The 25,287-nt window shown below is 39.9% G+C and carries 21 protein-coding genes and 1 tRNA gene; 16 read left to right on the top strand and 6 right to left on the bottom strand.

The window, feature by feature from the left end; translation table 11 throughout:
- Window positions 1–196: 196 nt before the first annotated feature.
- Together ppdK and D0T50_RS07280 are read right to left on the bottom strand one after the other, a co-directional pair.
- A complete protein-coding gene (gene ppdK / locus D0T50_RS07285) occupies window positions 197–2,920 on the bottom strand; it encodes a pyruvate, phosphate dikinase (protein ID WP_163222859.1) in 2,724 nt (907 codons plus the stop codon).
- A 183-nt stretch (window positions 2,921–3,103) separates the two neighbouring features.
- Complete coding sequence (locus D0T50_RS07280; RefSeq protein ID WP_163222858.1) at window positions 3,104–4,951, bottom strand: helix-turn-helix domain-containing protein; 1,848 nt, start codon at window positions 4,949–4,951, stop codon at window positions 3,104–3,106.
- A 604-nt stretch (window positions 4,952–5,555) separates the two neighbouring features.
- Here D0T50_RS07280 and D0T50_RS07275 point away from each other — a divergent pair.
- The 6 genes from D0T50_RS07275 (at window position 5,556) to D0T50_RS07250 (ending at window position 10,957) form a co-directional block, all read left to right on the top strand.
- Entirely contained in the window at window positions 5,556–6,692 is a 1,137-nt protein-coding gene (locus D0T50_RS07275) for a hypothetical protein (protein WP_203558203.1), read from the top strand.
- Window positions 6,693–6,695: 3 nt separating this feature from the next.
- Window positions 6,696–7,814 (top strand): hypothetical protein, encoded by a 1,119-nt coding sequence (locus D0T50_RS07270; protein WP_163222856.1) that lies wholly within the window; start codon window positions 6,696–6,698, stop codon window positions 7,812–7,814.
- A gap of 89 nt (window positions 7,815–7,903) precedes the next feature.
- Entirely contained in the window at window positions 7,904–8,209 is a 306-nt protein-coding gene (locus tag D0T50_RS07265) for a hypothetical protein (RefSeq protein WP_163222855.1), read from the top strand.
- A gap of 20 nt (window positions 8,210–8,229) precedes the next feature.
- Window positions 8,230–8,541, top strand: coding sequence for a hypothetical protein (locus tag D0T50_RS07260; RefSeq protein WP_163222854.1), 312 nt, complete (start codon window positions 8,230–8,232; stop codon window positions 8,539–8,541).
- A gap of 55 nt (window positions 8,542–8,596) precedes the next feature.
- Complete coding sequence (rlmD, locus tag D0T50_RS07255; RefSeq protein WP_163222853.1) at window positions 8,597–10,018, top strand: 23S rRNA (uracil(1939)-C(5))-methyltransferase RlmD; 1,422 nt, start codon at window positions 8,597–8,599, stop codon at window positions 10,016–10,018.
- 12 nt (window positions 10,019–10,030) lie between these two features.
- Window positions 10,031–10,957, top strand: a complete 927-nt coding sequence (locus tag D0T50_RS07250) for an RluA family pseudouridine synthase (RefSeq protein ID WP_163222852.1) — start codon at window positions 10,031–10,033, stop codon at window positions 10,955–10,957.
- Here D0T50_RS07250 and D0T50_RS07245 read toward each other — a convergent pair whose 3' ends face one another.
- Complete coding sequence (locus D0T50_RS07245; protein WP_163222851.1) at window positions 10,958–11,350, bottom strand: hypothetical protein; 393 nt, start codon at window positions 11,348–11,350, stop codon at window positions 10,958–10,960. It abuts the gene before it with no gap.
- 134 nt (window positions 11,351–11,484) lie between these two features.
- On the opposite strand from D0T50_RS07245, the gene D0T50_RS07240 reads away from it, so the two are divergent.
- Together D0T50_RS07240 and xyl3A are read left to right on the top strand one after the other, a co-directional pair.
- Entirely contained in the window at window positions 11,485–12,666 is a 1,182-nt protein-coding gene (locus tag D0T50_RS07240) for a DNA recombination protein RmuC (protein WP_163222850.1), read from the top strand.
- Between the two features lie 18 nt (window positions 12,667–12,684).
- Complete coding sequence (xyl3A, locus tag D0T50_RS07235; protein WP_163222849.1) at window positions 12,685–15,276, top strand: xylan 1,4-beta-xylosidase; 2,592 nt, start codon at window positions 12,685–12,687, stop codon at window positions 15,274–15,276.
- A 48-nt stretch (window positions 15,277–15,324) separates the two neighbouring features.
- Here xyl3A and D0T50_RS07230 read toward each other — a convergent pair whose 3' ends face one another.
- On the bottom strand, window positions 15,325–16,137 hold the full coding sequence (locus tag D0T50_RS07230; protein ID WP_163222848.1) for an alpha/beta hydrolase family protein: 813 nt from the start codon (window positions 16,135–16,137) through the stop codon (window positions 15,325–15,327).
- A 172-nt stretch (window positions 16,138–16,309) separates the two neighbouring features.
- Here D0T50_RS07230 and D0T50_RS07225 point away from each other — a divergent pair, with 172 nt between their 5' ends.
- Window positions 16,310–17,323, top strand: coding sequence for a glycoside hydrolase family 18 protein (locus D0T50_RS07225; RefSeq protein WP_163222847.1), 1,014 nt, complete (start codon window positions 16,310–16,312; stop codon window positions 17,321–17,323).
- Window positions 17,324–17,330: 7 nt separating this feature from the next.
- Here the strand turns inward: D0T50_RS07225 and D0T50_RS07220 are convergent, their stop codons facing one another.
- The gene (locus D0T50_RS07220; protein WP_163222846.1) at window positions 17,331–18,092 is read right to left on the bottom strand and encodes a 1-acyl-sn-glycerol-3-phosphate acyltransferase; all 762 of its coding nucleotides are present in this window, start codon (window positions 18,090–18,092) and stop codon (window positions 17,331–17,333) included.
- Between the two features lie 68 nt (window positions 18,093–18,160).
- Here D0T50_RS07220 and crcB point away from each other — a divergent pair, with 68 nt between their 5' ends.
- Window positions 18,161–18,523: a fluoride efflux transporter CrcB gene (crcB, locus tag D0T50_RS07215; protein ID WP_239058229.1), complete on the top strand. Its 363-nt coding sequence runs from the start codon at window positions 18,161–18,163 to the stop codon at window positions 18,521–18,523.
- A 13-nt stretch (window positions 18,524–18,536) separates the two neighbouring features.
- Window positions 18,537–19,007: a co-chaperone YbbN gene (locus D0T50_RS07210; protein ID WP_163222844.1), complete on the top strand. Its 471-nt coding sequence runs from the start codon at window positions 18,537–18,539 to the stop codon at window positions 19,005–19,007.
- Between the two features lie 213 nt (window positions 19,008–19,220).
- Here D0T50_RS07210 and D0T50_RS07205 read toward each other — a convergent pair whose 3' ends face one another.
- Window positions 19,221–21,209 (bottom strand): alpha-L-arabinofuranosidase C-terminal domain-containing protein, encoded by a 1,989-nt coding sequence (locus tag D0T50_RS07205; protein WP_163222843.1) that lies wholly within the window; start codon window positions 21,207–21,209, stop codon window positions 19,221–19,223.
- 165 nt (window positions 21,210–21,374) lie between these two features.
- Between D0T50_RS07205 and D0T50_RS07200 the strand changes: the two genes are divergently transcribed.
- The 5 genes from D0T50_RS07200 to D0T50_RS07180 all read left to right on the top strand — a co-directional run bounded on the left by D0T50_RS07200 (window position 21,375) and on the right by D0T50_RS07180 (window position 25,169).
- A tRNA-Asp gene (locus D0T50_RS07200) sits at window positions 21,375–21,451 on the top strand.
- 269 nt (window positions 21,452–21,720) lie between these two features.
- Complete coding sequence (locus D0T50_RS07195; RefSeq protein WP_163222842.1) at window positions 21,721–22,377, top strand: hypothetical protein; 657 nt, start codon at window positions 21,721–21,723, stop codon at window positions 22,375–22,377.
- A 133-nt stretch (window positions 22,378–22,510) separates the two neighbouring features.
- Window positions 22,511–22,795: a helix-turn-helix domain-containing protein gene (locus tag D0T50_RS07190; RefSeq protein ID WP_163222841.1), complete on the top strand. Its 285-nt coding sequence runs from the start codon at window positions 22,511–22,513 to the stop codon at window positions 22,793–22,795.
- A 5-nt stretch (window positions 22,796–22,800) separates the two neighbouring features.
- Window positions 22,801–24,009, top strand: a complete 1,209-nt coding sequence (locus D0T50_RS07185) for a VapE domain-containing protein (protein WP_163222840.1) — start codon at window positions 22,801–22,803, stop codon at window positions 24,007–24,009.
- A 236-nt stretch (window positions 24,010–24,245) separates the two neighbouring features.
- Window positions 24,246–25,169, top strand: a complete 924-nt coding sequence (locus D0T50_RS07180; RefSeq protein WP_239058228.1) for a toprim domain-containing protein — start codon at window positions 24,246–24,248, stop codon at window positions 25,167–25,169.
- The last annotated feature ends 118 nt before the right edge of the window (window positions 25,170–25,287 follow it).

Below are 25,287 nucleotides of genomic sequence, written 5' to 3'. Positions count from 1 at the left end.
TTCACGTTGTCGATTCCAAAACCCAGGGCTGCACTCGCTTCGCTCCCTGACCCTAGGCTAAGTATGTCGCGCTGTCAGCGCTTCGACGTTTGATACACCTCCTATAACGAAGTCTGATATTGAGAAAGTTCAGACTTTGTGCAAAAAAAGAGAGTGTATCGTTCTTGACACACCCTCTTTCCTTATCTAATGTAACTTACGCCTGTTCCAATACAGCCTGTGCAGCCGCCAAACGTGCAATAGGCACGCGGAATGGTGAACAGCTTACGTAGTTCAAGCCTACTTTATTACAGAACTTCACTGAAGAAGGTTCTCCACCGTGCTCACCACAAATACCACATTTCAAATCAGGACGAACAGCACGGCCCTTTTCGGTAGCCATGCGTACTAACTGTCCTACACCGTTTTGGTCTAATACTTGGAATGGGTCAACCTTAAGGATTTTCTTTTCCAGATATATTGGCAAGAATGAAGCAATATCATCACGCGAGTAACCAAAGGTCATCTGTGTCAAGTCATTTGTTCCAAATGAGAAGAATTCTGCAGCAGAAGCAATACGATCGGCAGTCAAAGCGGCACGAGGTATTTCAATCATCGTTCCTACTTTGTAGTCAATACTATCGCCTGCTTCTTCAAACAATTTGGTAGCTGTAGCACGAATTACCTTTTCTTGTTCCAAGAACTCATATAGGATACCGGTAAGCGGAACCATAATTTCAGGAATAGCAACGATACCTTTTTTCTTCAATTCCAATGCAGCACCAAGGATAGCACGGGTTTGCATTTCGGTAATTTCAGGATAAGTATTACCTAGACGAGCACCGCGGTGTCCAAGCATCGGGTTTTGTTCGTGCAATGCATCTACGCGTTGTTTGATGATTTTCACATCTACACCCATAGCATCCGCCATTTCTTGCTGTCCTTTTTCTTCGTGAGGAACAAATTCGTGCAAAGGAGGATCGAGCAAACGAACAGTTACAGGCAATCCTTGCATTGCTTCGAAGATACCTTCAAAGTCTGCTTTTTGGTAAGGAAGGATCTTAGCCAATGCTACGCGACGACCTTCAGCATTCTCTGCCAAAATCATTTCACGCATTGCTTTAATCTTCTCGCCTTCGAAGAACATGTGCTCTGTGCGACAAAGACCAATACCTTGTGCACCAAATTTACGTGCTACAAGTGCATCGTGTGGAGTGTCCGCGTTAGTACGAACAACCATACGGGTATATTTGTCGGCAAGTCTCATGATTTCTGCAAAGTCGTTATCCAACTCAGCTTCTTGCGTAGCTACTTCACCCAAGAAAATATCACCTGTAGAACCGTTCAAAGAGATGTAATCACCTTCTTTTAACACTAATCCGTCTACTTCCATTGTTTTGGCAGCGTAGTCTATTTTCAAAGAACCTGCACCCGAAACACAACATTTACCCATACCACGAGCTACAACAGCAGCGTGTGAAGTCATACCACCGCGAGCGGTCAATATACCTTCGGCTGCAGCCATACCTGCTAAGTCTTCGGGTGATGTTTCTACACGAACCATGATTACTTTCTCGCCTCTTGCACCCCATTCGGCAGCATCATCGGCATTGAATACAATCTTACCTGTAGCAGCACCTGGAGAAGCAGCCAATCCTTTTGCAATTACTTTTGCATTCTTCAAGGCAGCCTTATCAAATACTGGGTGAAGTAATTCGTCTAGCTTATTTGGATCTATACGAAGGATAGCTGTTTTTTCGTCAATCATACCTTGACGGAACATATCCATAGCGATTTTCACCATAGCAGCACCGGTACGTTTTCCACTACGGGTTTGTAGGAACCACAATTTGCCTTCTTGCACAGTGAATTCCATATCTTGCATATCGCAATAGTGATTCTCCAATTTGGTTTGAAGCATATCGAGTTCTTTGTAAATCTCTGGCATTGCTTCTTCCATCGAAGGATATTTTGTTTTACGGTCTTCTTCTGAGATACCAGCCAACTCTGCCCAACGTTGTGAACCTATTTTTGTGATTTGTTGTGGAGTACGAATACCGGCTACCACGTCTTCACCTTGTGCGTTGATGAGGTATTCACCAATAAATTGGTCTTCGCCTGTTGCAGCATCGCGAGAGAAGCAAACACCTGTTGCAGATGTTTCGCCCATGTTACCAAACACCATCGCTTGTACGTTTACAGCTGTTCCCCACTCTGCTGGGATACCTTCCATTTTACGATAGAGGATAGCGCGGTCGTTCATCCACGAGTCAAACACCGAGCAAATGGCTCCCCAAAGTTGTTCGTAAGCTGATTCGGGGAAATCCTTGCCTGTTTGTTTCTTCACAGCAGCTTTGAACTTAGCAACGAGCTCTTTCAAGTCTTCCACAGTAAGGTCTGTATCCAACTCTACGCCTTTAGCTTCTTTTACTTCTTCAATAATTTCTTCGAATGGGTCGATATCATTTTTGTTTACCGGCTTCATGCCCAGTACAACATCGCCATACATTTGTACAAAACGACGGTACGAGTCCCATGCAAAACGAGCGTTGCCTGTTTTGCGAATCAAACCTTCAACAACTTTATCGTTCAAACCTAAGTTCAGAATGGTGTCCATCATACCCGGCATAGAAGCGCGTGCTCCCGAACGTACTGATACAAGTAGTGGGTTTTCGATATCGCCGAACTTAGAGTTCATTAATTTTTCTACTAAAGCGATTGCGTTTTCAACTTCGCTTTTCAACTTTTCTACTACGTTATCTTTACCAATTTCGTAGTACTCACCGCAAACATCTGTTGTAATGGTGAAACCCGGAGGTACGGGAACCCCAATAAGATTCATTTCCGCCAAATTGGCACCCTTTCCTCCAAGGAGGTTTTTCATATCGGCCTTTCCTTCTGCCTGACCGTTACCAAAGGTGTAAACTCTTTTTTTGTCCATAAATGTTTTAATGCAAATTATTTTAAATACTAAATATTTGATAGTTAGTGGCACAAAAATAGACATTATCTCCTTATTACGGAAATAATAAATATACATATTTGCTAAATGGAGGTTGCAAAATGGTTTTTATCACAGAATTTCTATCCTCTACAACCAGCTTATCTACAAAACACTCTAAAATTACAAAGAAGCTGTAGTATTTTTCTCCTCAAGCGCTATCGCTCTAAATTCTACCGGGGTTAGTTTGTAGCGTTCACGGAAATTTCTATAAAGTGTACTTTTAGATCCAAAGCCAGATTCAAGGGCTATATCATCAATTGTATAATTATTACTTGCCAACAACCTTCTGGCATGGTTAAGTCGCAACAAATTGATATATTCCATAAATGAAACTTTTGCATTTTCCTTCACAGCATCATGCAAATACCGTTCATTAGTACCCAGTTTGTCTGCAATCGATTTACGATCTATATTGGTATCTGTATAAAGCTGTTCCGACTCCATCAATTCATTAAGTGCAACAAACAGTTTATACTCCCTACTTTCAGCATCAGGCTTCGATTCAACAATAAGCTGATTCTTCTCTTTAACAGCTTGTTCCAACTCTTCTTGCGCCTGTATTTGATTATATAGTTCACGGTTTTTTATTTTCAAATTACGCGAATAACGATAATAAAGTACCCCTATTGTAGCAAACAGCAGACACATCACAAACATTGCAATAAACACAATACGCAATGTAGTAATAGATGATTTCTGACGTTCTATATCAAGTTGTTGTATTGCTATTTTTTTCTGGCGCTCCTGTTCAAAGTCGTATCGTTGATTAATCCTATTTATTTCCTCTCTTTTAGTTTTTGCCTGCACAGAATCATTAACAACACTCCATTTCGTTAAGGCATTGAACGCTTCACGGTAGTTACCCTCCATAGCGTATATTTTACTTAACACCTTTAAGGCAATATCATAAGAGTGATTCGAGCCTATATATTTATCTATTAACCTTATTGTTTGCTGTGCCAGTTGCTTGGACTTACTCAGATTTCCTTGTTCAAGATAGTACTCCGCCAAATGACTATAAAGAAAAATAGCCTGATATATATTACCAGAGGTTTCAACCGCAGCAATTCCTTTTTCAAAGAAAGCTATAGCTGCACTTTGATCTCCGATCGCTTTATACCAATCACCAATATTCACATAAATATGTGATAGTAATCTTAATGATTCTGGATTTTCAGGCAATTCTTTCAATATAGTAATAGCTTTTTGCATAGATTCCAGCTTTTCAGGAGAAGTGGCATCGTAAATAGTAGATTTGTTATTTAACAAGCGTGCCATTTCCTCTTTCCGACCTAAGTGACTATATAAATCAAATGCTCTATTATAATATGATTCTGCTTTAGAGATGTCATGCAATTTCTTATATGCAACAGCTGCTTCCATTGAGAACTTAGCTTCACAAATTGTGTCGTTCATTGATATGGCATATTCAATAGCTTCGAGTGCATATTGTTCTAGTGACAAATTATCTCCAAGAAAAGTATAGGCGGTACAAATAGACAGATACACTTTAAGCACTTCTTTTGAAGCTTTTTGTTCTTTATAATACAATAGTGCTAGTAAATAATTCTTTAACGCTTGCGAATATAAGCCTGTTTTAGTTTCGCAAAATCCAGTAATATATGTATTTTCTATTATTTCATTAATATCATTAATTTGCTTACTAAGCTCCAAAGCTGTACGATAATAATCTCCTGCTTTTTTATAGTCCTGTTTATACCAATAAATCAAGCCTAAATCTTTATTCATATTGATCTCGCCACTAACATAAGCAGTACGTTTTGCTAAATTCAAAGAGAATTCTGATAACACCAGTAAACTATCCAAAGGTATCTTTACTATTGTTTTTTTTGAATTCAGGTAATTATTAACAAATTTATGATATTGGTTTACACGAGCTGTATCAGTAGTTAAAGAAGATGCGAGTTGGTGGATGCTATCTATCGGGCTAACTATAAAGTTTGCCACAGACGTGTTTACTACAAAAAAACAAATAAGAAGAGATGCTAAAATTCGAAGATTTTTCATTAAGAGATATAAATAAATTGTTTCAATGCAAAAGTAGGAACAAGCACCTTGAAAAGAACGCTGAATAATAAAAAAAACAACTACAATTTGTGTTTTTGAGTTGTAGACAGATTAAAATTCGACCGCGCCTATGGACGACGGGTCGTGAGACTATGGCTGACGGGGCGTTTCTTATGGCAAACAAGATAAATACTATAAGCCTTGGAATAAGAGCTTTAAGCTGTGTAATTTCTGACTGATTTTTACTTCACTTCTCACTGATTTTTACTTCACTTCTCACTGATTTCCGAACCATTTCTCACTGGTTTCTTACTACAAATACAGTCAGAAAATTAGTTGTGAAGACCCTGTGAAGGATAAAAGAGGGGGTCTTCACAAGCAACTCATTTACTATCATTTAGTTACAGCGCTTTGTGAAGGTGAAGACCTATTTCGCAAAACTCCGTTTGGAGGGTAGACTCAGTTCTAACAACAGGTTTTCTGAATGCTTTTTATCGATAATCAGTAGCGTTTTCATATATTTGCACAAAACAATTAAGTATCATTGGAAGCATCAACACTTTTTGTAGTCTCTGCTATTTGGCTGGTGGTTATTATTTCGCTAGTCTGTGTATTCTATATGGTATTATTAATTCGAGAACAATATAATCCGGAAGAACGCGCACTCCAGAAAGGGGCACTCCTTTACTTTATTTGTTTTACCGGCATATGCCTTGCGCGATTTTCGTACAAATGGTATCCCGAATTATTTGTAATGTTTGCCCCATTGCTTTACGCATGTCATACCTGCTCGGGCACTATGTTTTACTATATTGTATTTGCACTTACCTCCAAGGAAAAAAGACCATTCCCACGTATCCACAGCATACTACCATTCGTTATACCAACGATACTCTTTGTATGGATGCCATTCATTCCATTCGATGTGCCGCTTGGTATTGTTAAAGGAATGGGTGCGTTAAATGCGGACTGGCCAATATTCTCCCATGTTTTCACTACACTCACACTAGCAGAGATACTATATACAGGAGGATATCTCATTGCTTCATTTGTCAGGCTACACCGCTATCACCGCTCTCTATCAAGAGCAAAAAGAGAAAATGCCCATTATCAAATGCGATGGGTTTCGGCAATGGGCATCTTTATCCTTATCACATTAATACAACCTTTTGTCGCTTTCATTGCCACACCGGAAATTATCTACTCTACTTACTGGTTTGTTTTACTTATGATTACCGCGATTGCAGCGATGGAAATAATGTTGTTATACAATTTACAATTAAACAATTATCCACCTTTGGGCATCAAGAAAGAAAGAAAGAAAAAGGAGAAACCCACCCCACTCTCCGAAAAAGCAATACTCAAACAATTGTCACGGAGAGACTTTGACTATTACTTCAAGCATGAAAAGCCATATCTTGACCCAACACTAAAACTCACTTCATTGGCAGCAGCTTTAGGAGTATCTCGTGAAGAGTTGTCTCGGTTTATAAACCAAACATACAAGATGCACTTCAATGCCTTTCTAGGATATTGGCGTTTGAAAGAATTAGAGCATCTTCGCAAACTTAAAACAAACGAAGGCGTTCCACTCAAATCTTTGCTGGAGCAAGCAGGCTTTGCTTACTACAATAGTTACATGCGTGCGCGACAAGAACATGAGGAAAGAAAAACAAAATAGCATATGCAAACAATTACAGTAGAACAATTAATCACGATGCTTACCCCCGTTTTCTCGGGGCTTGTTTGCTTGATATTAGTCACATTACATTCTCCTATCTGGAGAAAAGTAAAGGGAACCGGTCTGCGTCAGTCACTCATCTTTTATTATATACTGGCGATGTGCAACTGGTTAATGCTAATCATCCTTACCCTATACCCACGCGAGTTTGCATACGTTCGTTCGTTCTACTTTTTCACAACAATCATAGCTGCAGTAGTGCCTTATCAATTCATTTTCATACTAACCCGCATCGACAACAAAGAAAAATTTCCTAAACTTCATTACATCCTACCAACAGCCATTTTTCTGGTTCACCTGATATGGTCGTTGAGTATCCCTAAAGAGGTAGCCATAGAGACTTCGTTTTATAGCGGAAAAGCCTTCAACGGATATCATAGATTTTACATTTTCGCATCATTGATTGCACCTATACGTTTTATGTTTGGCATTGGCTATTCCGCGTTAAGCATTATCCGTTACCGTCGTTATCAACATGCTATTGTTGAATACGCTGCCGACCCTTGCTTTAACTCATTGCATTGGCTTCGCACCTTTCTTTTTCTGTGGATAAGCCTCCTTATTGTACCAATATTTGGCGTATTGTTTACGCCAAAAGCTCTAATCGGACAATTATTGGCTATTCCTGCTATCCTTCTGTTTGCACAACACCTCACACTCTGTTTTAATGCTATTCGAGGTAACTATTTGTATATAGGTGATTCTGTTTTTCTAGCAAAAGAGACTCCGAAAGAAGATAAGAACCAACTATCTCATGAAACTGTCATGAGTTACATCGAAGATCGTAAGCCTTACCTTAATCCGCAGTTTTCTATTGCAGAAATGGCAAATGATTTAAGCACGAATCGTAGTTATTTATCTGTTTTCATTAATAAGACATATGGTACAAATTTCTCTCAATTCATGAATAGGTTTCGTCTGGAAGAGTTAGAGCGCATAGAAAACAATCCAATTCATACAAAAAAGAGCAATTTAGATAAAATCACATTGGCTGGGTTTGGTAGCGACCAAGCTTATAGATATACACTTAAGAAAAAAGAGGAAAATGAATCTTTTTCCTAATTTGCTAAAACAAATTCCTAATTTGCAACCTCTCTTCGCACACTTCCCTTTACTTTTACTCCCACATTTAAACAATAAAAGTAAGAACTATGTGTATCGAAAAACAAGCAACAGATTATAATTGGGTATATGTTTTAGAAATCAACAACACACAATATATCCGTATCGCAACCATTCAAGACATCTTTAGTTTTGGGAGTTTGTTTACAAACAACAATATGGCAAAAGTTACCTTTTACCGCTTCTTTGAGGATTCAAAAAGTGCCATAAAATACTACTCTCAGCTAAGGAAGTCTGTTTGCTACCTATTGAACGAAACAATACTCGATTCTAATCCGACGAGAATTGATTTATCCGAAGAGTTAAGTAATGAAATAAACAACTACGCAAGCTAACTAAAAATTCAGGCGAAAGCATGAATAAAGAAAAACAAATAACAGACTACAATTGGGTGTATATCTATGAAGATACCGAATGTCAGTATAGTGTGAAGATAACCACACTAAATGACATCTTTCTGTTCACAGATATTGCCACAGACAAGAAACTTAAAAAAATTATTTTTTACCGGCACTTTTCTGATACCATTAGTGCTCTTGGTTATCTGTCTGTTATAAAAAAACTATCTAAAGAAACCATTCAAAATATTATAGAGCAAAAAAACCCACAGCTAAAAGATATCAAAGAACTATTTTTTAAGGAGATAGAGCTATTCCGGAGATATTAATTCCAATTAATTAGACTACCTTTGCGCCTTAATAATTAATAAAGTACAGTGTAAAGTGGCACGTAATAAGAAAGTTTTACCTCTACTCGAAGAGGTTACCATCATTGATATAGCAGCCGAAGGAAAGGCAATAGCAAAAGTAAATGATTTAGTTATCTTTGTTCCATATGTAGTTCCCGGCGACGTGGTAGACCTACAAATAAAGCGAAAGAAAAACAAATATGCAGAAGCAGAAGCTGTAAAGTTTCACAAATATGCCGAACAACGTGCTGTTCCATTCTGCCAACACTACGGTGTGTGTGGCGGTTGTAAGTGGCAAGTGCTCCCATATAGCGAACAAATCAGATACAAACAGAAACAAGTAACAGACAATCTTACACGTATTGGAAAGGTTGAGTTGCCCGAAATATCGCCTATCCTTGGCTCCGAGAAAACACAGTTTTATCGCAACAAACTGGAGTTTACTTTCTCTAACAAACGGTGGCTTACCAATGAAGAGGTTAAGCAACAAGTGGTTTACGACCAAATGAATGCTGTAGGATTCCACATACCCGGTGCCTTTGATAAAGTACTGGCTATTGAAAAGTGTTGGTTGCAGGATGACATTTCCAATCGTATCCGCAATGCTGTGCGCGACTATGCCTATGCGCATAACTACGAGTTCTTTAATCTGCGCTCACAAGAAGGAATGCTCCGCAACATGATTATCCGTACTTCCACTACTGGCGAGTTGATGGTTATTCTTATTGCCAAGATTACGGAAGAGGAGCAGCTAGTGCAGTTCAAGCAACTGCTGAGCTATGTAGAAGATACATTTCCTGAAATCACTTCATTAATGTACGTAGTGAACAACAAGTGCAACGATACCATTACCGACCAAGAGGTTTTATTATATAAAGGTAATGATCACATTTTCGAAGAGATGGAAGGGTTAAAGTTTAAAATAGGCCCCAAGTCGTTCTATCAAACCAATTCCGAGCAAGCCTACAATCTATACAAGATAACCCGTGAATTTGCACAGCTCACCGGTAAAGAATTGGTGTACGACCTATATACCGGAACAGGAACCATCGCCAACTTCGTTGCCAAGCAAGCCCGTCAGGTTATTGGTATTGAATATGTACCCGAAGCCATTGAAGATGCTAAGGTAAACTCCGAATTGAACAATATAAAGAATACACTGTTCTTTGCCGGAGACATGAAAGATATGCTCACACAAGACTTTATCAATGAGTATGGTCGCCCAGATGTAATTATCACCGACCCACCACGTGCCGGTATGCATCAAGATGTAATTGACGTATTGTTATTTGCCGAACCCAAACGCATTGTGTATGTTAGTTGCAATCCTGCTACACAAGCGCGCGACCTCGCGTTACTCGACAATAAATATCGTGTTACTGCCGTACAACCTGTAGACATGTTCCCACATACACATCATGTAGAGAATGTGGTACTGTTGGAGAAACGTTCATAACACCAACGCATCATGGAAGAAAAGAAGAAAAAAGAAAAACCCGCTTATCTCATAGCGCGTGCAAAATCTAAGTTTATGACATACACCGTAAAGGAAGCCGACGAATTGTTGCCTTTTCTTATGAAGTATGTAGAAGGTGCCAATCGCACTACAGCAAAGTCACTACTATCCAACCGTCAGGTACTTGTAGAAAATATCATCACTACACAATTCAATACTCCGCTGAAACCGGGTATGAAGGTACAAATCAGCAAAGAAAAAGGGAAGAAAGAGTTTAAAAGCAACTATTTCAAAATATTGTTTGAGGATGCCTACTTATTAGTAGTGGATAAACGCGAGGGAATTGCCACTATTTCGCAACGTCCACGCGAGCGTAGTGTTTATAACATTATCTGCGAATATATAGCACAAAAAAGTAAACATCGCCGTGCATATATAATTAATAAGGTAGATAAAGAGGCTTCGGGATTGGTCATCTTTGCAAAAGACGAAAAAACAAAGATTAATTTTCAGGATCGCTGGAACGAACTTATAAAAGTAAATCGCTATGTGGCACTCCTCGAAGGAGAATTGGAAAAAGACAATGGCGTAGTTACTTCATGGTTACAGGATGATAAGATACAAATCAGCCATACTCCTGTAACTGCCACAGAAGGTAGATCTTACACGCAATACAAAACAATTAAACGTGCTAACGGGTATTCATTAGTTGAGTTGGAAATTGGCAGGAAAAATCAAATACGTATGCACGCACAAGAGTTGGGACATCCCGTGGTTGGCGACGATAGATATTTTAAGACAGAAAGTGCTCCACTAAACCGTTTGGCACTTCATGCCTTTAGACTGCAGTTTCATCATCCGGTAACAGGAGAAATGATGCGATTTGAAACACCTTACCCAACAGTGTTTAGGAAAGTAGTGTTAAGGGGGCAAGAATAATTATTGCCTCCTGAACGTCACCTCTTCTCCGTCATAATTACCCGACAAGTAGTAGTCGCGTACCCACACATTATCGAAGAATACTAAATCGCCTGCGCCAAAGTCCAGTTCAATACATTCCATATTGCTGGTCCAATACCAACTAAAGCGAGAGGATATTGTTGTTACTTGCGAACCATTATCGTATTTATACACTTCTCGTCCACTACCCGAGCGGTCGAACACCAATGTATGTGTACACCAATCGCCACCCACAGTAGCATACTCTTCCAGCCATGTATAGCCACATAGCTTTCCGTCACTGTTTTTAATGTCGTAATATTCTTCACAAGAGGTTAATCCGAAAACGATGATTAACACAAACAAAGATTTCAAATAAGCTAAAGATTTCATTGTAGTTTTATTTTATTGACCGCAAAGGTATATAAAGTTCTCGTTGTGAACGCTCCTTTTTGCTTATTTAGACAATAAATATATGTAAAGGTGACTTCTTTTATCTATTTTTGCTTGTTGAAAAAGCTCTAAATATGGAAACAACCCTACTCATAGTAAACGGTATACTTCTGCTAATTATCTTAGTTATACTGATACAACGAAACAACCAGCGCTCCAATGGAGAGTTAGAAGCTTCACTACGTAAACAGATGCAAGAAAACCGTGAAGAGTTGAGTCGCAGCCTTCGTGAGCTTCGTATGGAATTGCAAGATGCCATGCACAAGAATATGCTAACTTCGGGTGAGATGCAGAAGCAACAGTTTGCCGGAGTTACTAAACAACAAGAACAGCTAATCCACTCTACCGAAAAACGACTTGACGAGATGCGTGCAATGGTAGAAGAGAAATTACAAAAGACGCTCAATGAACGCATTGGACAATCTTTTGAGCTTGTGCGAGTGCAGTTGGAAAGTGTACAGAAAGGACTGGGCGAAATGAAAAACTTAGCACAAGATGTAGGTGGACTCAAAAAAGCGCTTTCTAATGTAAAGGTGCGAGGAACATTCGGAGAAGTTCAGCTCAGCGCGTTATTGGAGCAAATGCTCAGTCCCGAACAATACGCAGCCAACATCAAAACCAAGAAAAACGGAAGCGAATTTGTGGAATTTGCCATTAAGCTACCCGGCAAAGACGATTCGGCAAATGTGGTATACCTACCTATCGATGCCAAATTTCCCAAAGATGTATACGAACAATACCAGGAAGCCTACGACATTGGCGAACCTGCACAGATAGAATTATGCAGCAAGCAATTGGAAACAACTATTAAACGCATGGCAAAGGATATTCACGAAAAGTATGTAGATCCACCCTACACGACTGATTTCGCCATACTCTTTCTTCCATTTGAAGGTATTTACGCAGAGGTAATACGCCGCACTTCTTTGGTAGAATGGCTACAAAAAGAATATAAAATTGTAGTTACAGGTCCTACGACTCTTGGTGCTATACTCAACAGTTTACAAATGGGCTTTCGTACTCTTGCCCTGCAAAAACGAACCAGCGAAGTATGGAATGTACTTGGTGCAGTTAAAACAGAGTTCGGCAAATTTGGAGGGATGTTGGAAAAAGTTCAGAAAAACTTGCAAACAGCAGGCGACCAATTGGAGGAAGTCATGGGAAAACGAACACGGGCCATTGAACGGAGACTGCGGAACGTAGAGCAACTTCCAAGCGAAGAAAGCGAAAAATTACTGGGATTTGAAGAAGAATAACATAAAAAACACATAACCATGAAACACACACTCCTACTTTTAGTTGCTCTCCTTATATCTTTAGGAGCTTGTACCGATAAATCGTATAGAAACACCTCTTTGCCGGCAGAACAACGTGCCGAAGACTTGCTCCGTCAATTAACCCTCGATGAAAAAATAGCTTTGATGATGGATGCTTCTGCACCAGTAGAGCGATTGGGCATTAAACAATACAACTGGTGGAACGAAGCACTGCATGGAGTAGCGCGTGCCGGACTAGCCACGGTTTTCCCCCAACCCATCGGTATGGCTGCATCTTTTGATCCGCAAGCTACGTATCATGTTTTCGATGCAATATCCGATGAAGCGAGAGCCAAGAACACCTACACATCATCTATCAACAGCTACAAACGTTACCAGGGGCTGACGATGTGGACACCGAATATTAACATTTTTCGCGATCCACGTTGGGGGCGTGGCATGGAAACCTACGGTGAGGATCCATACTTAACCACCGTTATGGGCATACAAGTGGTAAACGGCTTACAAGGACCTGCAGGAAGTAAATATGATAAATTACACGCTTGTGCCAAACATTTTGCCGTACACTCGGGTCCTGAATGGAATCGCCACTCCTACAACGCAGAGAACATTTCCCCACGTGACCTTCACGAAACGTATCTTCCCGCATTCGAAGCGCTCGTTAAAGAAGCCGGTGTAAAGGAAGTTATGTGTGCCTACAATCGCCTTGAAGGAGATCCGTGTTGTGGAAGCGACCGATTATTAGTGCAAATACTGCGTAACGAATGGAACTTTGAAGGTATTGTATTGTCCGATTGTGGTGCTATTGATAATTTCTTCAAGCCAAAACGCCATGAAACACATCCAGATGGTGCTACGGCTGTTGCAGCAGCCGTAGTAGCAGGAACAGACTTAGAGTGTGGGAATAGTTACAAATATCTTAAAGAGGCTATAGAAAAAGGATTGATTACTGAAGCAGATTTAGACATTTCTGTAAAACGTTTACTAAAAGCCCGTTTTGAACTGGGCGAAATGGACGATCCTAAAGAGGTGGTTTGGACACAAATTCCTTACTCTGCCGTTGGATCTGCCAAGCATGACTCCTTAGCATTGGATATAGCCCACAAATCTATCGTTTTATTAGAGAACCATGACAACACTCTCCCTCTAAAACGTGGTGGACTAACTATTGCTGTAATGGGGCCCAATGCTAACGACTCAGTAATGCAATGGGGCAATTATAACGGAAACCCACCACAGACAGTTACAATTCTCGAAGGTGTTCGTCGTGCGTTGGGAGCTAACGACAAACTTATTTACGAACCCGGTTGCTCATGGATTGAGACAACAATAAAGAAAAGTATCTACAACCAAAGCGCTACCGAAGCTGGTATAGGATTCAGAGCCACTTATTGGAATAACATGAAACGCGAAGGCGCCCCCATTGCTACTACACAAATGAAAAACCCCTTCTGGCTACATACTGCCGGAGCTACTGTTTTTGAAGCAGGTGTTAATCTAACCGACTTTTCGGCAACATATAGCAGTACTTTTATCCCTCAACAAACTGGCGACGTTATTTTTGATTTCAACAGTTGTGGCACCGGGCGCTTATATATAAACGGTGAAGAGATAAAAAAATATAGTCATAAATATGACCCACGCGAAACTTCCTATACATTGGCAGCTAAAGCAGGGAAAGCATATGACGTACGTATTGAATTCGAATACCTTAATAGCGATGCGCAGTTGCACTTTGACATTGTGGTAAAAGAGCCAAGCAACGTCAATAAATCTTTAGGACGCATTAAGGCGGCAGATATTGTGGTTTTTGCGGGTGGTATTTCTCCTTCTTTGGAAGGTGAAGAAATGAACGTAGACTACCCGGGATTTCGCAAAGGAGATCGCACGGACATTAAGTTGCCTGCTATTCAGAACACGTTTCTTCAGGCATTGCTGAAGGCTAATAAAAAAGTGGTTTATATAAACTGCTCGGGGTCGGCCATTGAGATTCCGCAAGCAATACGCAATCAAGGAGCTGTATTACAGGCATGGTATCCCGGTCAGGCAGGTGGTACGGCAGTTGCCGATATCCTGTTTGGTGAGTATAATCCAGCAGGCAGACTACCCATAACCTTCTATAAGGACGTAGATAAAATTCCCGATTTCGAAGATTACAACATGACAAACCGCACTTATCGTTATGCCAAAAGTGATAACATTCTGTATCCTTTTGGATATGGATTAAGTTATACAACGTTTAGTTACGGTGAGCTCGCACTAAGCAAAAACTGCATCAAAGCAGGCGAAACAGTAACATTAACCATCCCGGTTAGTAATATCGGTGCTTATAGTGGTGACGAAATTGTGCAAGTCTATATTCGTAAACAAGAAGACATCATGGGTCCTACCAAAGCATTACGTGCTTTTGAACGGATCAAGATAGAAAAAGGAATGCAAACAACCGTTGCGTTTGAACTAACAAACAAGCAGCTTGAATGGTGGGATGATAACACGAACACAATGCGTGTAGTACCGGGAATATATGAGATTAAGGTAGGACGAAGTTCGGAAGATATTGTAAAAATGGCAGAGCTGGTTATAGAGTAGTTTTTTAGGGCTTATGGCTCTTGCCATAAGCCCTGAAAACAATTTCTATTACTTTGAAAAGAACTTGTAGAAATACAAAATCTGATAATCTACTGCATTGTTCCAATACTTCCTGTCGTGATTACCCGGACGACTTATGAAATCGTGTGCAATCTTCTTCTCTAACAAACATTGATGAAATTCCAGATTTACCGGATAGAAAAAGTCATCGACACCACAATCTATAATTATAGCGAGTTCGCCATCCTTCAATCCTTCAATCAGGTGAATAGCTGTGTGTTCTTCCCACACTTGTTTATTAGTGCCATATTCGCCTAGTTGCTTCGCCATAAGCCAATTTTTAGGAAAAGGGCGAATGTCCAATCCACCACTCATACTACCACCAGCACCAAACACATCTTTATGGCGTATAGATAGCCACATGCCACCATGCCCCCCCATGCTTAAACCGGTAATAGCGCGTGCCTCGCGGTGTGGAATGGTAGGATAATTGGTATCAATAAAATCTATAAGTTCCTGACTCACAAAAGTTTCGTAACGAGAATCTGGGTCTAACGGACTATCCCAATACCAACTATTCTGACCGTCGGGACAAACAATCATAATTCCTTTTTCATCGGCTATTTCCGGAAGATTCGGTTTGAGATTAATCCATGATAAAGCATTACCGCTATACCCATGCAACAGGTATATAACCGGACAATGCACTGGTTTCTCCAGAACCACATGGGGCACAACAACCAATACTTGCACTTCTTTATTCATAGAAGGGCTCTTTACCATCAGCGTATCAACTCGTGCTGCATTAAGTGCAAGCGGTAGTAGCAATAAGCATATCAAACTAAGTGTTTTACTCTTCATACAATAAGATTTTAATGTTCAACTCCACAAAAATAAAGAAAAACATAGACCAATAGTATACAAAAGATGATTTTATTGTTATACCCTTTACTACATACACATAATCATACAATAGGAAAGGAATTTCCAGAAATTTTGTACCTTTGAAAAATCATCTTTAACACATCCATTCATGAAAACACTTAAATGGTTTTTCCTATCGATAGTTATCCTGTCAGTTGGTTGTTCCAGAACCACAGAACAAAACAGTAAGATTATTGTTGCTTATGTTACTTCGTGGAAAACAGCCACCCTACCCGACCCCACACACATTACCAATATCAACTATGCTTTTGGACATGTAAACGAAACATGCGATGGCATACGCATAGACAATGAAGCGCGTCTACGGCAAATCGTAGAGCTTCGAAAAAAGAAACCTTCTCTTAAAGTATTGTTATCGATTGGTGGTTGGGGAAGCGGACGTTTCGCCGAGATGGCGGATTCTGCAACTTTCCGTCGTTCCTTTGCCGCCGACTGCAAACGCGTCATTGATGAGTTTAAGCTCGATGGCATTGACATTGATTGGGAATACCCTACCAGCAGTTTGGCAAAGATATCGTCTACACCCCGAGATACAGAGAACTTTACACTAATGTTAGGTGATATCCGTACTGCTATCGGCAAGAAAAAACTACTTACCATAGCTTCGGAAGCAGGTGCCAAGTATATCAACTTTAAGCATATTTGTCCGTATGTAAACTTTGTCAATATCATGGCGTATGATATTTCGAACACGCCATTGCATCATGCTCCACTTTACCGTTCGGAATTAACCGAAGAGCTAACCTGCGAAATGGCGGTTAATGCACATATCCGGGCAGGTATGCCTGCCAACCGATTGGTATTGGGTATACCATTCTATGGACGTGGGTTATCTTCTATGCCGAAACCTCTCGGATACAGAAATATTAAAAACCTGAGTCAGGAAGATTATAGCCGCCAATGGGACAGTCTTGCTAAAGTCCCCTATTTAATAGACTCGACAGGAAATATTGTTTGCAATTATGAAGACGAGGAATCTATTCGGGAAAAATGCGCATTTATCAATGATTTTGGCTTAAAAGGAGCCATGTATTGGGAGTACGATGGCGATGATACAGAAGGTACACTACGCAAGGCAGTGTTTGAGGGATTGAAACAATAGTGTTTCTTTATTCCACTTCTTGATCTTTATTTTCTACCATCCCCCTATATTTTAGCGGCAATACGCTCTCTACTGCAGCGTAGGCTTCTGTCATTGTTGCTTTTATATTCTCCGCTCCTTTTCCTTTTGGAAATATTGGTTCGTGAATGGTTAATGTCATACGGTGCGGATCAATCCATTTTCCTGTGCGCGAAAGTACGTTAAAAGAGCCGTCAATAGTAAGTGGAACAACAGGAAGCTGCAAGTCATCCGCCAACTGGAATGCTCCTTTTTTGAAATATCCCATATGCCCGGTAAAGGTTCGCGCACCTTCGGGAAACACCACTAGCGAAACGCCATCAGTTAAAGAAGCTCTGGCTTGCCGAATGGTTTCGAGTACTTTCTTCGGACCCGAACGATCCACGAAAATATGGCCGGCACTTTCGCAAGCTTTGCCTACAAAAGGTATTTTACGCAAGCTTTTCTTCATCATCCATTTAAAGTTTCGTCCTAAAAAGCCATAAATAAGAAAGATATCAAAAGCCCCCTGATGATTAGCTACAAAAACATAAGAAGTCTTCTTTTGCAGTTTATCACGCCCTTTTACCTTGACAGGAATCAAAAGGAATAAACAGATGAGTTGCGACCATATTTTCCCGGGATAATATCCCCAAAAATGCGCACCACCAACAAGTGATCCTATAATAGTAGTAAGCGCTGTAAGGATAGTCAGAACCAAGAGTATAGGTAGCGCAATACAAATTTGATAGATGTAATAGAGTATTCTCATTTCACTAATTTTGGATTACAAAAATAACAATAAATAGTTATCTTTGCCAAAAAGATTACATGATAAAAATGATACTTTTAGTTGGATTAGGTGGCGGATTAGGAAGTATATTACGCTTTCTTACCTCCGTAATAGTCAACAAGTACACACAAACAACATATCCACTAAGCACATTTACCGTAAATATAATTGGTTGTTTCATCATTGGAATGCTGCTCGGTTTATTTGAGCGTAACCAAATAATCAATACAGATTTACGGTTATTATTCATGACCGGTTTTTGCGGTGGATATACCACTTTTTCCGCTTTCGCGCTAGAGAACATTAATTTATTCCAATCGGGTCATACACTGACGGCACTATTGTATATAGTTGCAAGTGTAATACTGGGGTTGTTAGCTGTCTGGGGCGGAGTACTATTAATTAAATAAATGATATACTAATATGAAAAAACTATTTACTAGTGTCACCTTCCTTATGGTTGGATTGCTATTGTTTGCAACCAACAATACCGACAACACACAACAAAAAGCACGAAAAGAGAAAAGTGGTGAAGTAATTACCATGAATAAGCAGATGTTTCTTGAACGTATTTTTGATTATGAAAATGATTCGGAGTGGAAGTTCAAGGGAGATAAACCCGTTATTATTGATTTTTATGCAGATTGGTGCCCTCCTTGCCGTAAGATAGCACCCATTATGAAAGAACTTGCCAAGGAGTATGACGGGCAGATTATTATTTATAAAGTAAATGTAGATAAAGAAAAAGAACTTGCCTCAATATTTGAAGCAACCAGCATACCGTTGCTTATTTTTATCCGAATAGACGATATGCCACAGCCTCTTCGTGGAGCAGCCGATAAGGAAACATACAAGAGAGCAATTGATGAATATTTGTTGGCTACGGAAAAATAAAAAAAAGTGCAATCATTCACATGCTTGCACTTTCCAACATTTAAACAATTTGTGTATCAATTAAGGAAGGATATATATGAATCCTTTGGTTGTCAGTTATTGACTATCCTATTCCTCTCTGCAAATATAATAACTGTTTTGAGAAACGCAAAACATATTCAATTAATTTTGGATTTGCCCTGACGTTTTGACAACCTACTACCTGTTTTTAACTCATTTCACACCTTTTTTGAATTTATAGACTGCAAACGTTTGAGCTTTCAATATCGTATTGAAAAGATGCTGTTCTATAACTACCTTGGTTTCTTGCGGTAATATATTTTGCGGACTTGCCAGTGTGTTATCATTATCCGGATTGGTAGACTGAAGCGTGATACAAACGCCGTCAATCAACACATCTTTCTTACCTAAACCTGCAAAATTCAACGTAATAGGTTGATCAACATCCGAAGTGTTTGCCACCTTTATTATATAAGTATTTTTGTTTCTGTCCCAAACAGCACTGGCAAATAGGCCATTCTGTCCTTCAGCACCAGTTACATTTTTACCCGCCATATTTAGTTTCAACACATTTGTACCTGCATTATGAGCATAAAGTTGTTGCACGTAGTAACTTGCAGTTTTCACACAATTAAGGTTATCAAACCAAATCATATCCGGTCGCCACTGCCAGCCTTCTACATGTGCAAAAAGAGGTGCATAAGTTGCCATATGCACAATATCGGCGTTACGTTCCATACCTGTCATAAAAGCAGCTTCAAGTAAAGCGGCATGAAAATGATTATATTTCTTTCCTTTACCATGACAAGCATACTCTCCGGCAAATACTTTCGGCCCTTTCCGGTCATAGTTGTCATAACGGGCACCTTGTGTCAGGAACCAGTCCTCGGGACGATAGAAGTGCTCATCCACCAAATCCACTTTTAAACGTTTCATTTCCGGCCATAGGTAATCAAACTTATCTCCTTCTGACCCAGGTCCTGAACTGCCTATAATTTTCATTGCGGGGTATGCTTTACGAATAGCAACAACAAAAGGCGCTAAGCGTTCAGGATATTCAGCTCCCCACTGCTCATTACCTATAGCTATATATTTAAGATTAAATGGTGTGGGGTGCCCCATTTCCGCACGCAGTTTCCCCCAAGTAGTGGTTACGTCACCATTTGCAAATTCTATTAGGTCAAGCGCATCTTGAATATAACAATCTAATTCCTCAAGAGGTACATGTGCCGACATCTCTTTGTTTTGGAATTGACATGCTAAACCGCAGCTCAACACAGGAAGTGGTTCCGCTCCAATTTCTTCGGAAAGCAAAAAGTACTCATAGAATCCCAATCCATAACTCTGATAGTAGTCAGGATAAAAACGATGTGGGAACGTATAGTGCCATCTATTCTCATTAAGCGGTCTGTTTTCTATTGCACCAACCGATTTCTTCCAATCATAACGCGTATCAAGATCTGTTCCTTCTACAATACACCCGCCCGGAAAGCGAAAAATTCCTGGATGTATATCTGCTAATGCCTGTGCCAAATCCTTGCGAAGTCCATTTTCATGTCCTTTCCATGTATCTACAGGAAAGAGCGAAATATGTTCCAAATCTACCGTCACTTCCGAAGCCAGAAAAATACGTAATACTGATTTAGGCTCTGTCATATTCGGTTTGAGTATTATCTGATATTTTTTCCACTCGCCCGATGATACGACAAGTTCTTGCGCAGCAAAAGCATGATGCTCACCCATAGAATTTGGTTTTACCAGCTCCACTCGTATCTTCGACTCACGACCTCCTTGTGGTAAACGCGCCCATACAGAAAAACGATACTCCTCGTTTGCCTTTACACCTACGCCAAAGAAGCCTTCATTTTCAAGACCCGTACGTTTATGCTCATGGTTGGGAGTGGACAAACGCACATAATGCGGATTACATTCAAAAGGTCCGTCATTCTGCAATGATATTGTCCCATAGGTTTTCCAGCCCATCAAATTTTGCGGGAACTCAAAGGAGCGATTCTTTATCAGTTCGGCATAAAGTCCTCCATCAGCTCCATAATTAATATCTTCAAAGAACAGGCCATACATGGTTGGTTGAATCTCTGCACCTACCTTTTTGGTTTGAATAACCAACTCATTGGTTTGCGCAATTGCCATGGTCCCTGTAGAAAGCAGGAATGCAGCAAGTAGTTGTTTGTAGTTTCTCATATTATTTCTTATTTTATTGTTATGTGTTACACTTACAAATATGGCAAATTATTGGTGGTGTCACAAAAAAAATCTCCAAATCCGCTTAATTATTTTGCATGTTTCAAAAAAAGCGCTACATTTGCATCCGCAATCGAGAGAGATTGTTACTTGAAAGAGTAATTTGGTGTGGTAGTTCAGTTGGTTAGAATACCTGCCTGTCACGCAGGGGGTCGCGGGTTCGAGTCCCGTCCATACCGCCAATAAGCCTGTTAATCATCTGATTGACAGGCTTCTATTTTTCATCGTATTGCACTTGTGTTGCAAATTTGCTCTTGTTTCATTCCTTTCCCGTTATTATGCAATACTGGAAATTATCCGAAATTATAAACAAAATAATTATTTTTGCAGAACGGACAGCTATTCTGTCTGTTGATTATATATGGGAATTTGGCTTATCGTTTTCATCCTTGCGGAAATTGTGTTATTTCTGCTATATATCTATTTTCTGAAAAAGCATCCGGTATTATATATGCCGTTTGATTACCAATATAGGGTACTAAAACGTGCGTATCGGGCATATAAATCTGTTAGAGAAGGAAAGAAACTATACAGCGTCTTCGCTGATGATTTTTTATTCGCCTACAAACGTTCCCTTGAGAGAAAGGCTAGTTCGGAAGAATTGACCGTTGCCAATCGTGTCTGTAATATCATCGAGAACCACAAGGAAAAGGTTGAAAGGTATTTTTCCGGAAAGTTCAGTTATTCAGACTACTTGAACCTTAAAAGCGAATATGACTTGTTTCAGGCACAAGTTATAGAGGCACAAAACGAAGAAATTACTTCTGATAATCATGCTAAATCCAAGTTCTCTGTAACACTTCGTCAAAAGATTCTGTTATTTGAGAGTCTATTTCGTGTCTGTAAGGTGGATGCAAGCAATTCTGACAAAGCCCGTTTTATCCGCAATTTATTAGAAGTCGAACCTAATACTAAGGAGATTGCCAATACAAATACCTATAAAATTTTAAAGACTAACAACAAGGAATTGCTCGTCAAAGGAGAAATCAAGGCACGAATCAAGGACTATACATATATTGTTGAGCAGTTAGAATATCTCGGATTAGAAAAGGAGAAGACGCTAATCCTCAATGAAATCAATGAATTAAGAAATTCTATAGAAGAATAATTTCAAAAACATCTTGATAATCTGATTTTTGGGGTATTCTTTGGGGTACCCCATCGCTTTTTGCACTCGCTACATTCGCACCGTGAATTTGCCACAAGGCAAACATTAGTAATTAATCTCAAAAATGCGAATTATGCGAAAAGCGTTTAAAAAATTCTGGCTAAAATCAGAAAATGAGGAAGCTGTTGAGAACAGTATTCCCGAAGAACAAGCATCGCCTGTTGATAAGGCGATGAGTAATCTAATCAAGATGAAAGAGGCTACCCGGCTCTTAAAAGCCTCTGCGCCCACCGTCCGCAAATATGCCAGGCTCGGTCATTACAAAGAGTACCGTTTCGGAGAAAAGCTCGTCTTCTATGATAAGGAGGAGATTCTAAACTTCATCCTAAATAGATGTAGAACGACAGAAGAATCTTGATCCCGATGAAAGAGAAAACAGATTCTTCCGTCCGCCAATCCAAAAATGAGCGGATTGAGGCATACTTGCAGGAAAAATACGATTTCCGCTTCAATGTGATAAAATCCAAACCGGAGTATCGCACAAAGAATGACAATAATCCGTTTCAGCCTGTTACCAAGTTTGCCCTCAATTCTTTCAAACGGCGGATTGATACGGAACTGGGCATTTCTACATCGGCAGAGAATATCCGAACCATTCTCGAAAGCGACTTTTCGCCAAAGGTGCATCCGGTTAAAGACTATTTCCGGCAATTGCCTCGTCTTCAACCTGAAGTGAATCAATACATCCTCCAATTAGCGCAGACCGTAACCACCGGCAATCCTGAAAAATGGGACGAATATCTTACCAAATGGTTAATAGGCGTTGGTGCCAATGCGCTGGAAGATGTAGGTTGTCAGAATCATACTTGTTTGGTATTAACCGGAGAACAAGGACGGTTCAAGACAACATGGCTAGATCACCTTTGTCCGCAGTCGCTAAAAAGTTATCTGTTTACCGGAAAGATAGACCCGCAGAATAAAGATGTACTGACGATGATTGCCGAATACCTGTTTATCAATATCGATGACCAGTTAAAAGCCCTGAATAAGCGGGACGAAAACGAATTAAAGAATCTGATAACGACTCCGGCTGTTAAATATCGTCGTCCTTATGATGTGTATATTGAAGAATATCCGCATTTAGCCAGCTTCATGGCATCGGTTAACGGCAACGACTTTCTGACTGACCCGACTGGCAGTCGTAGGTTCTTGCCGTTCGAGGTTATCAGTATCGACATCAAAACAGCGGAGCAAATCAATATGGATAATGTATTCTCCGAAGTGATGTGGCTTTTGGATAATGGCTATCGCTATTGGTTTGTCGAGGAAGAAATTACGGAACTGCACAGGCTTAGCCAACAATTCCACGTACAGACGGTAGAATATGAAATGCTACTAAAAGGATTTGAGAAGCCGGAAGCTGACGAAGAATGTTATATGACTACTTCGGAGGTATTAAGCTACTTACAGGCATACACTTTGGTAAAACTGTCCGAAAAGCGAATGGGCGAAGCTCTGCGTAAAGCTGAATTTGAACGGCTCTCCAAGCGATTGACAAAAGGAGCTAATCCGGTTCAATGCTACCGGATAAAGAAAATCAAGCCGAATCCATTCTTCGACCGTGATTTATAGAAATATAGATATGGATTATTCTTCTTACTACCTTACTACAATCATATATAATCCAGTGAAAGAAAAAGGATTAAGTCGTAGTAAGAAGCAAAATCCGCATCTTACTCTCATCCTACTACCTTACTACAGAGTAGTAGTTACTACAAAATATAATCATACTACATAACGATAATTGATTATCAGTTCAATACATAGATTCATTTGTGTAGTAAGTAAAACAGCTAAAAAATAAGAAAATGAAAAATTCAAATTATATAAGTATAAAGCAATATCTTGAAAATAAAGGAATCAGTCCGGTAAAAGACCGGGGATATTACGGAATGTATCTCTCCCCTTTGAGGAATGACAGCAATCCTAGTTTCAAAGTTGATTATGATAAAGATTTATGGTACGACTTCGGTACTAATGAGGGCGGTTCGATTGTTGACCTCGTGATGAAGTTGGAAAATTGTTCGCTGGCAGAAGCACTCCGACAATTGGAAAATTCTTTTTCCTTTCATCGGAATGACACTTTGCCTATTTCTCCTAAACTAGAAAGCCGAGAATCGGCACTAACCATTACGGATATAAAACCGCTTGCTCACCCTGCTTTGCTTGATTACCTGAAAGAACGGAGTATAAATGCCGACATAGCGAAACAGCATTGTTCGGAAATCCATTATTCCATTGCGGACAAACCTTATTTTGCAGTCGGCTTTCGGAACGATGCCGGAGGATGGGAGCTTCGGAACAGGTATTTCAAAGGAAGTACTACTCCAAAGAATATAACAACCATAAACAACGGTAACAATGCAGTTATGCTATTCGAGGGCTTCATAGACTTTCTTTCTTATCTTTCATTAAAACAGAATGCTTCACCTGTAATTGATTCGGCAATATTAAACTCAATCGCCAATCTTCCGAAAGCGATTCCGTTTCTTCAACCCCATCAAACAATACACGCCTTTTTAGATAACGATGAAGCTGGAAAGCGGGCTGTTCAGAGTTTAAGCCCGATATGTAAAGAAGTAATCGACCAGTCTGTTTTCTATCGAGACCATAAAGACCTGAACGATTACTGGAGGGATAAATCCAACCTACAAAAACAGCCTGAAAAGAATAGAGCCGCCGTCCTGATTAAGCGGCAAGTACCAACGAGAAAGAAAGGGCGCAGCTTATAAGCTAACCTAATGCGCGAAGTGCATTGCAAGACGTCAGTTTGTTACCACAAACTGCGCTTGCCGCCTGAACCGCTTTCGCTGGCGGGGAAACTGCAATCGCTTCGCTCTCGACAGTTTT

The sequence above is a fragment of the Bacteroides sp. 214 genome, assembly GCF_010501015.1.
Lineage (GTDB): Bacteria > Bacteroidota > Bacteroidia > Bacteroidales > Bacteroidaceae > Bacteroides.
The sequence above is the reverse complement of the archived record's forward strand: the minus strand, read 5'-3'. Positions and strand labels throughout refer to the sequence as shown.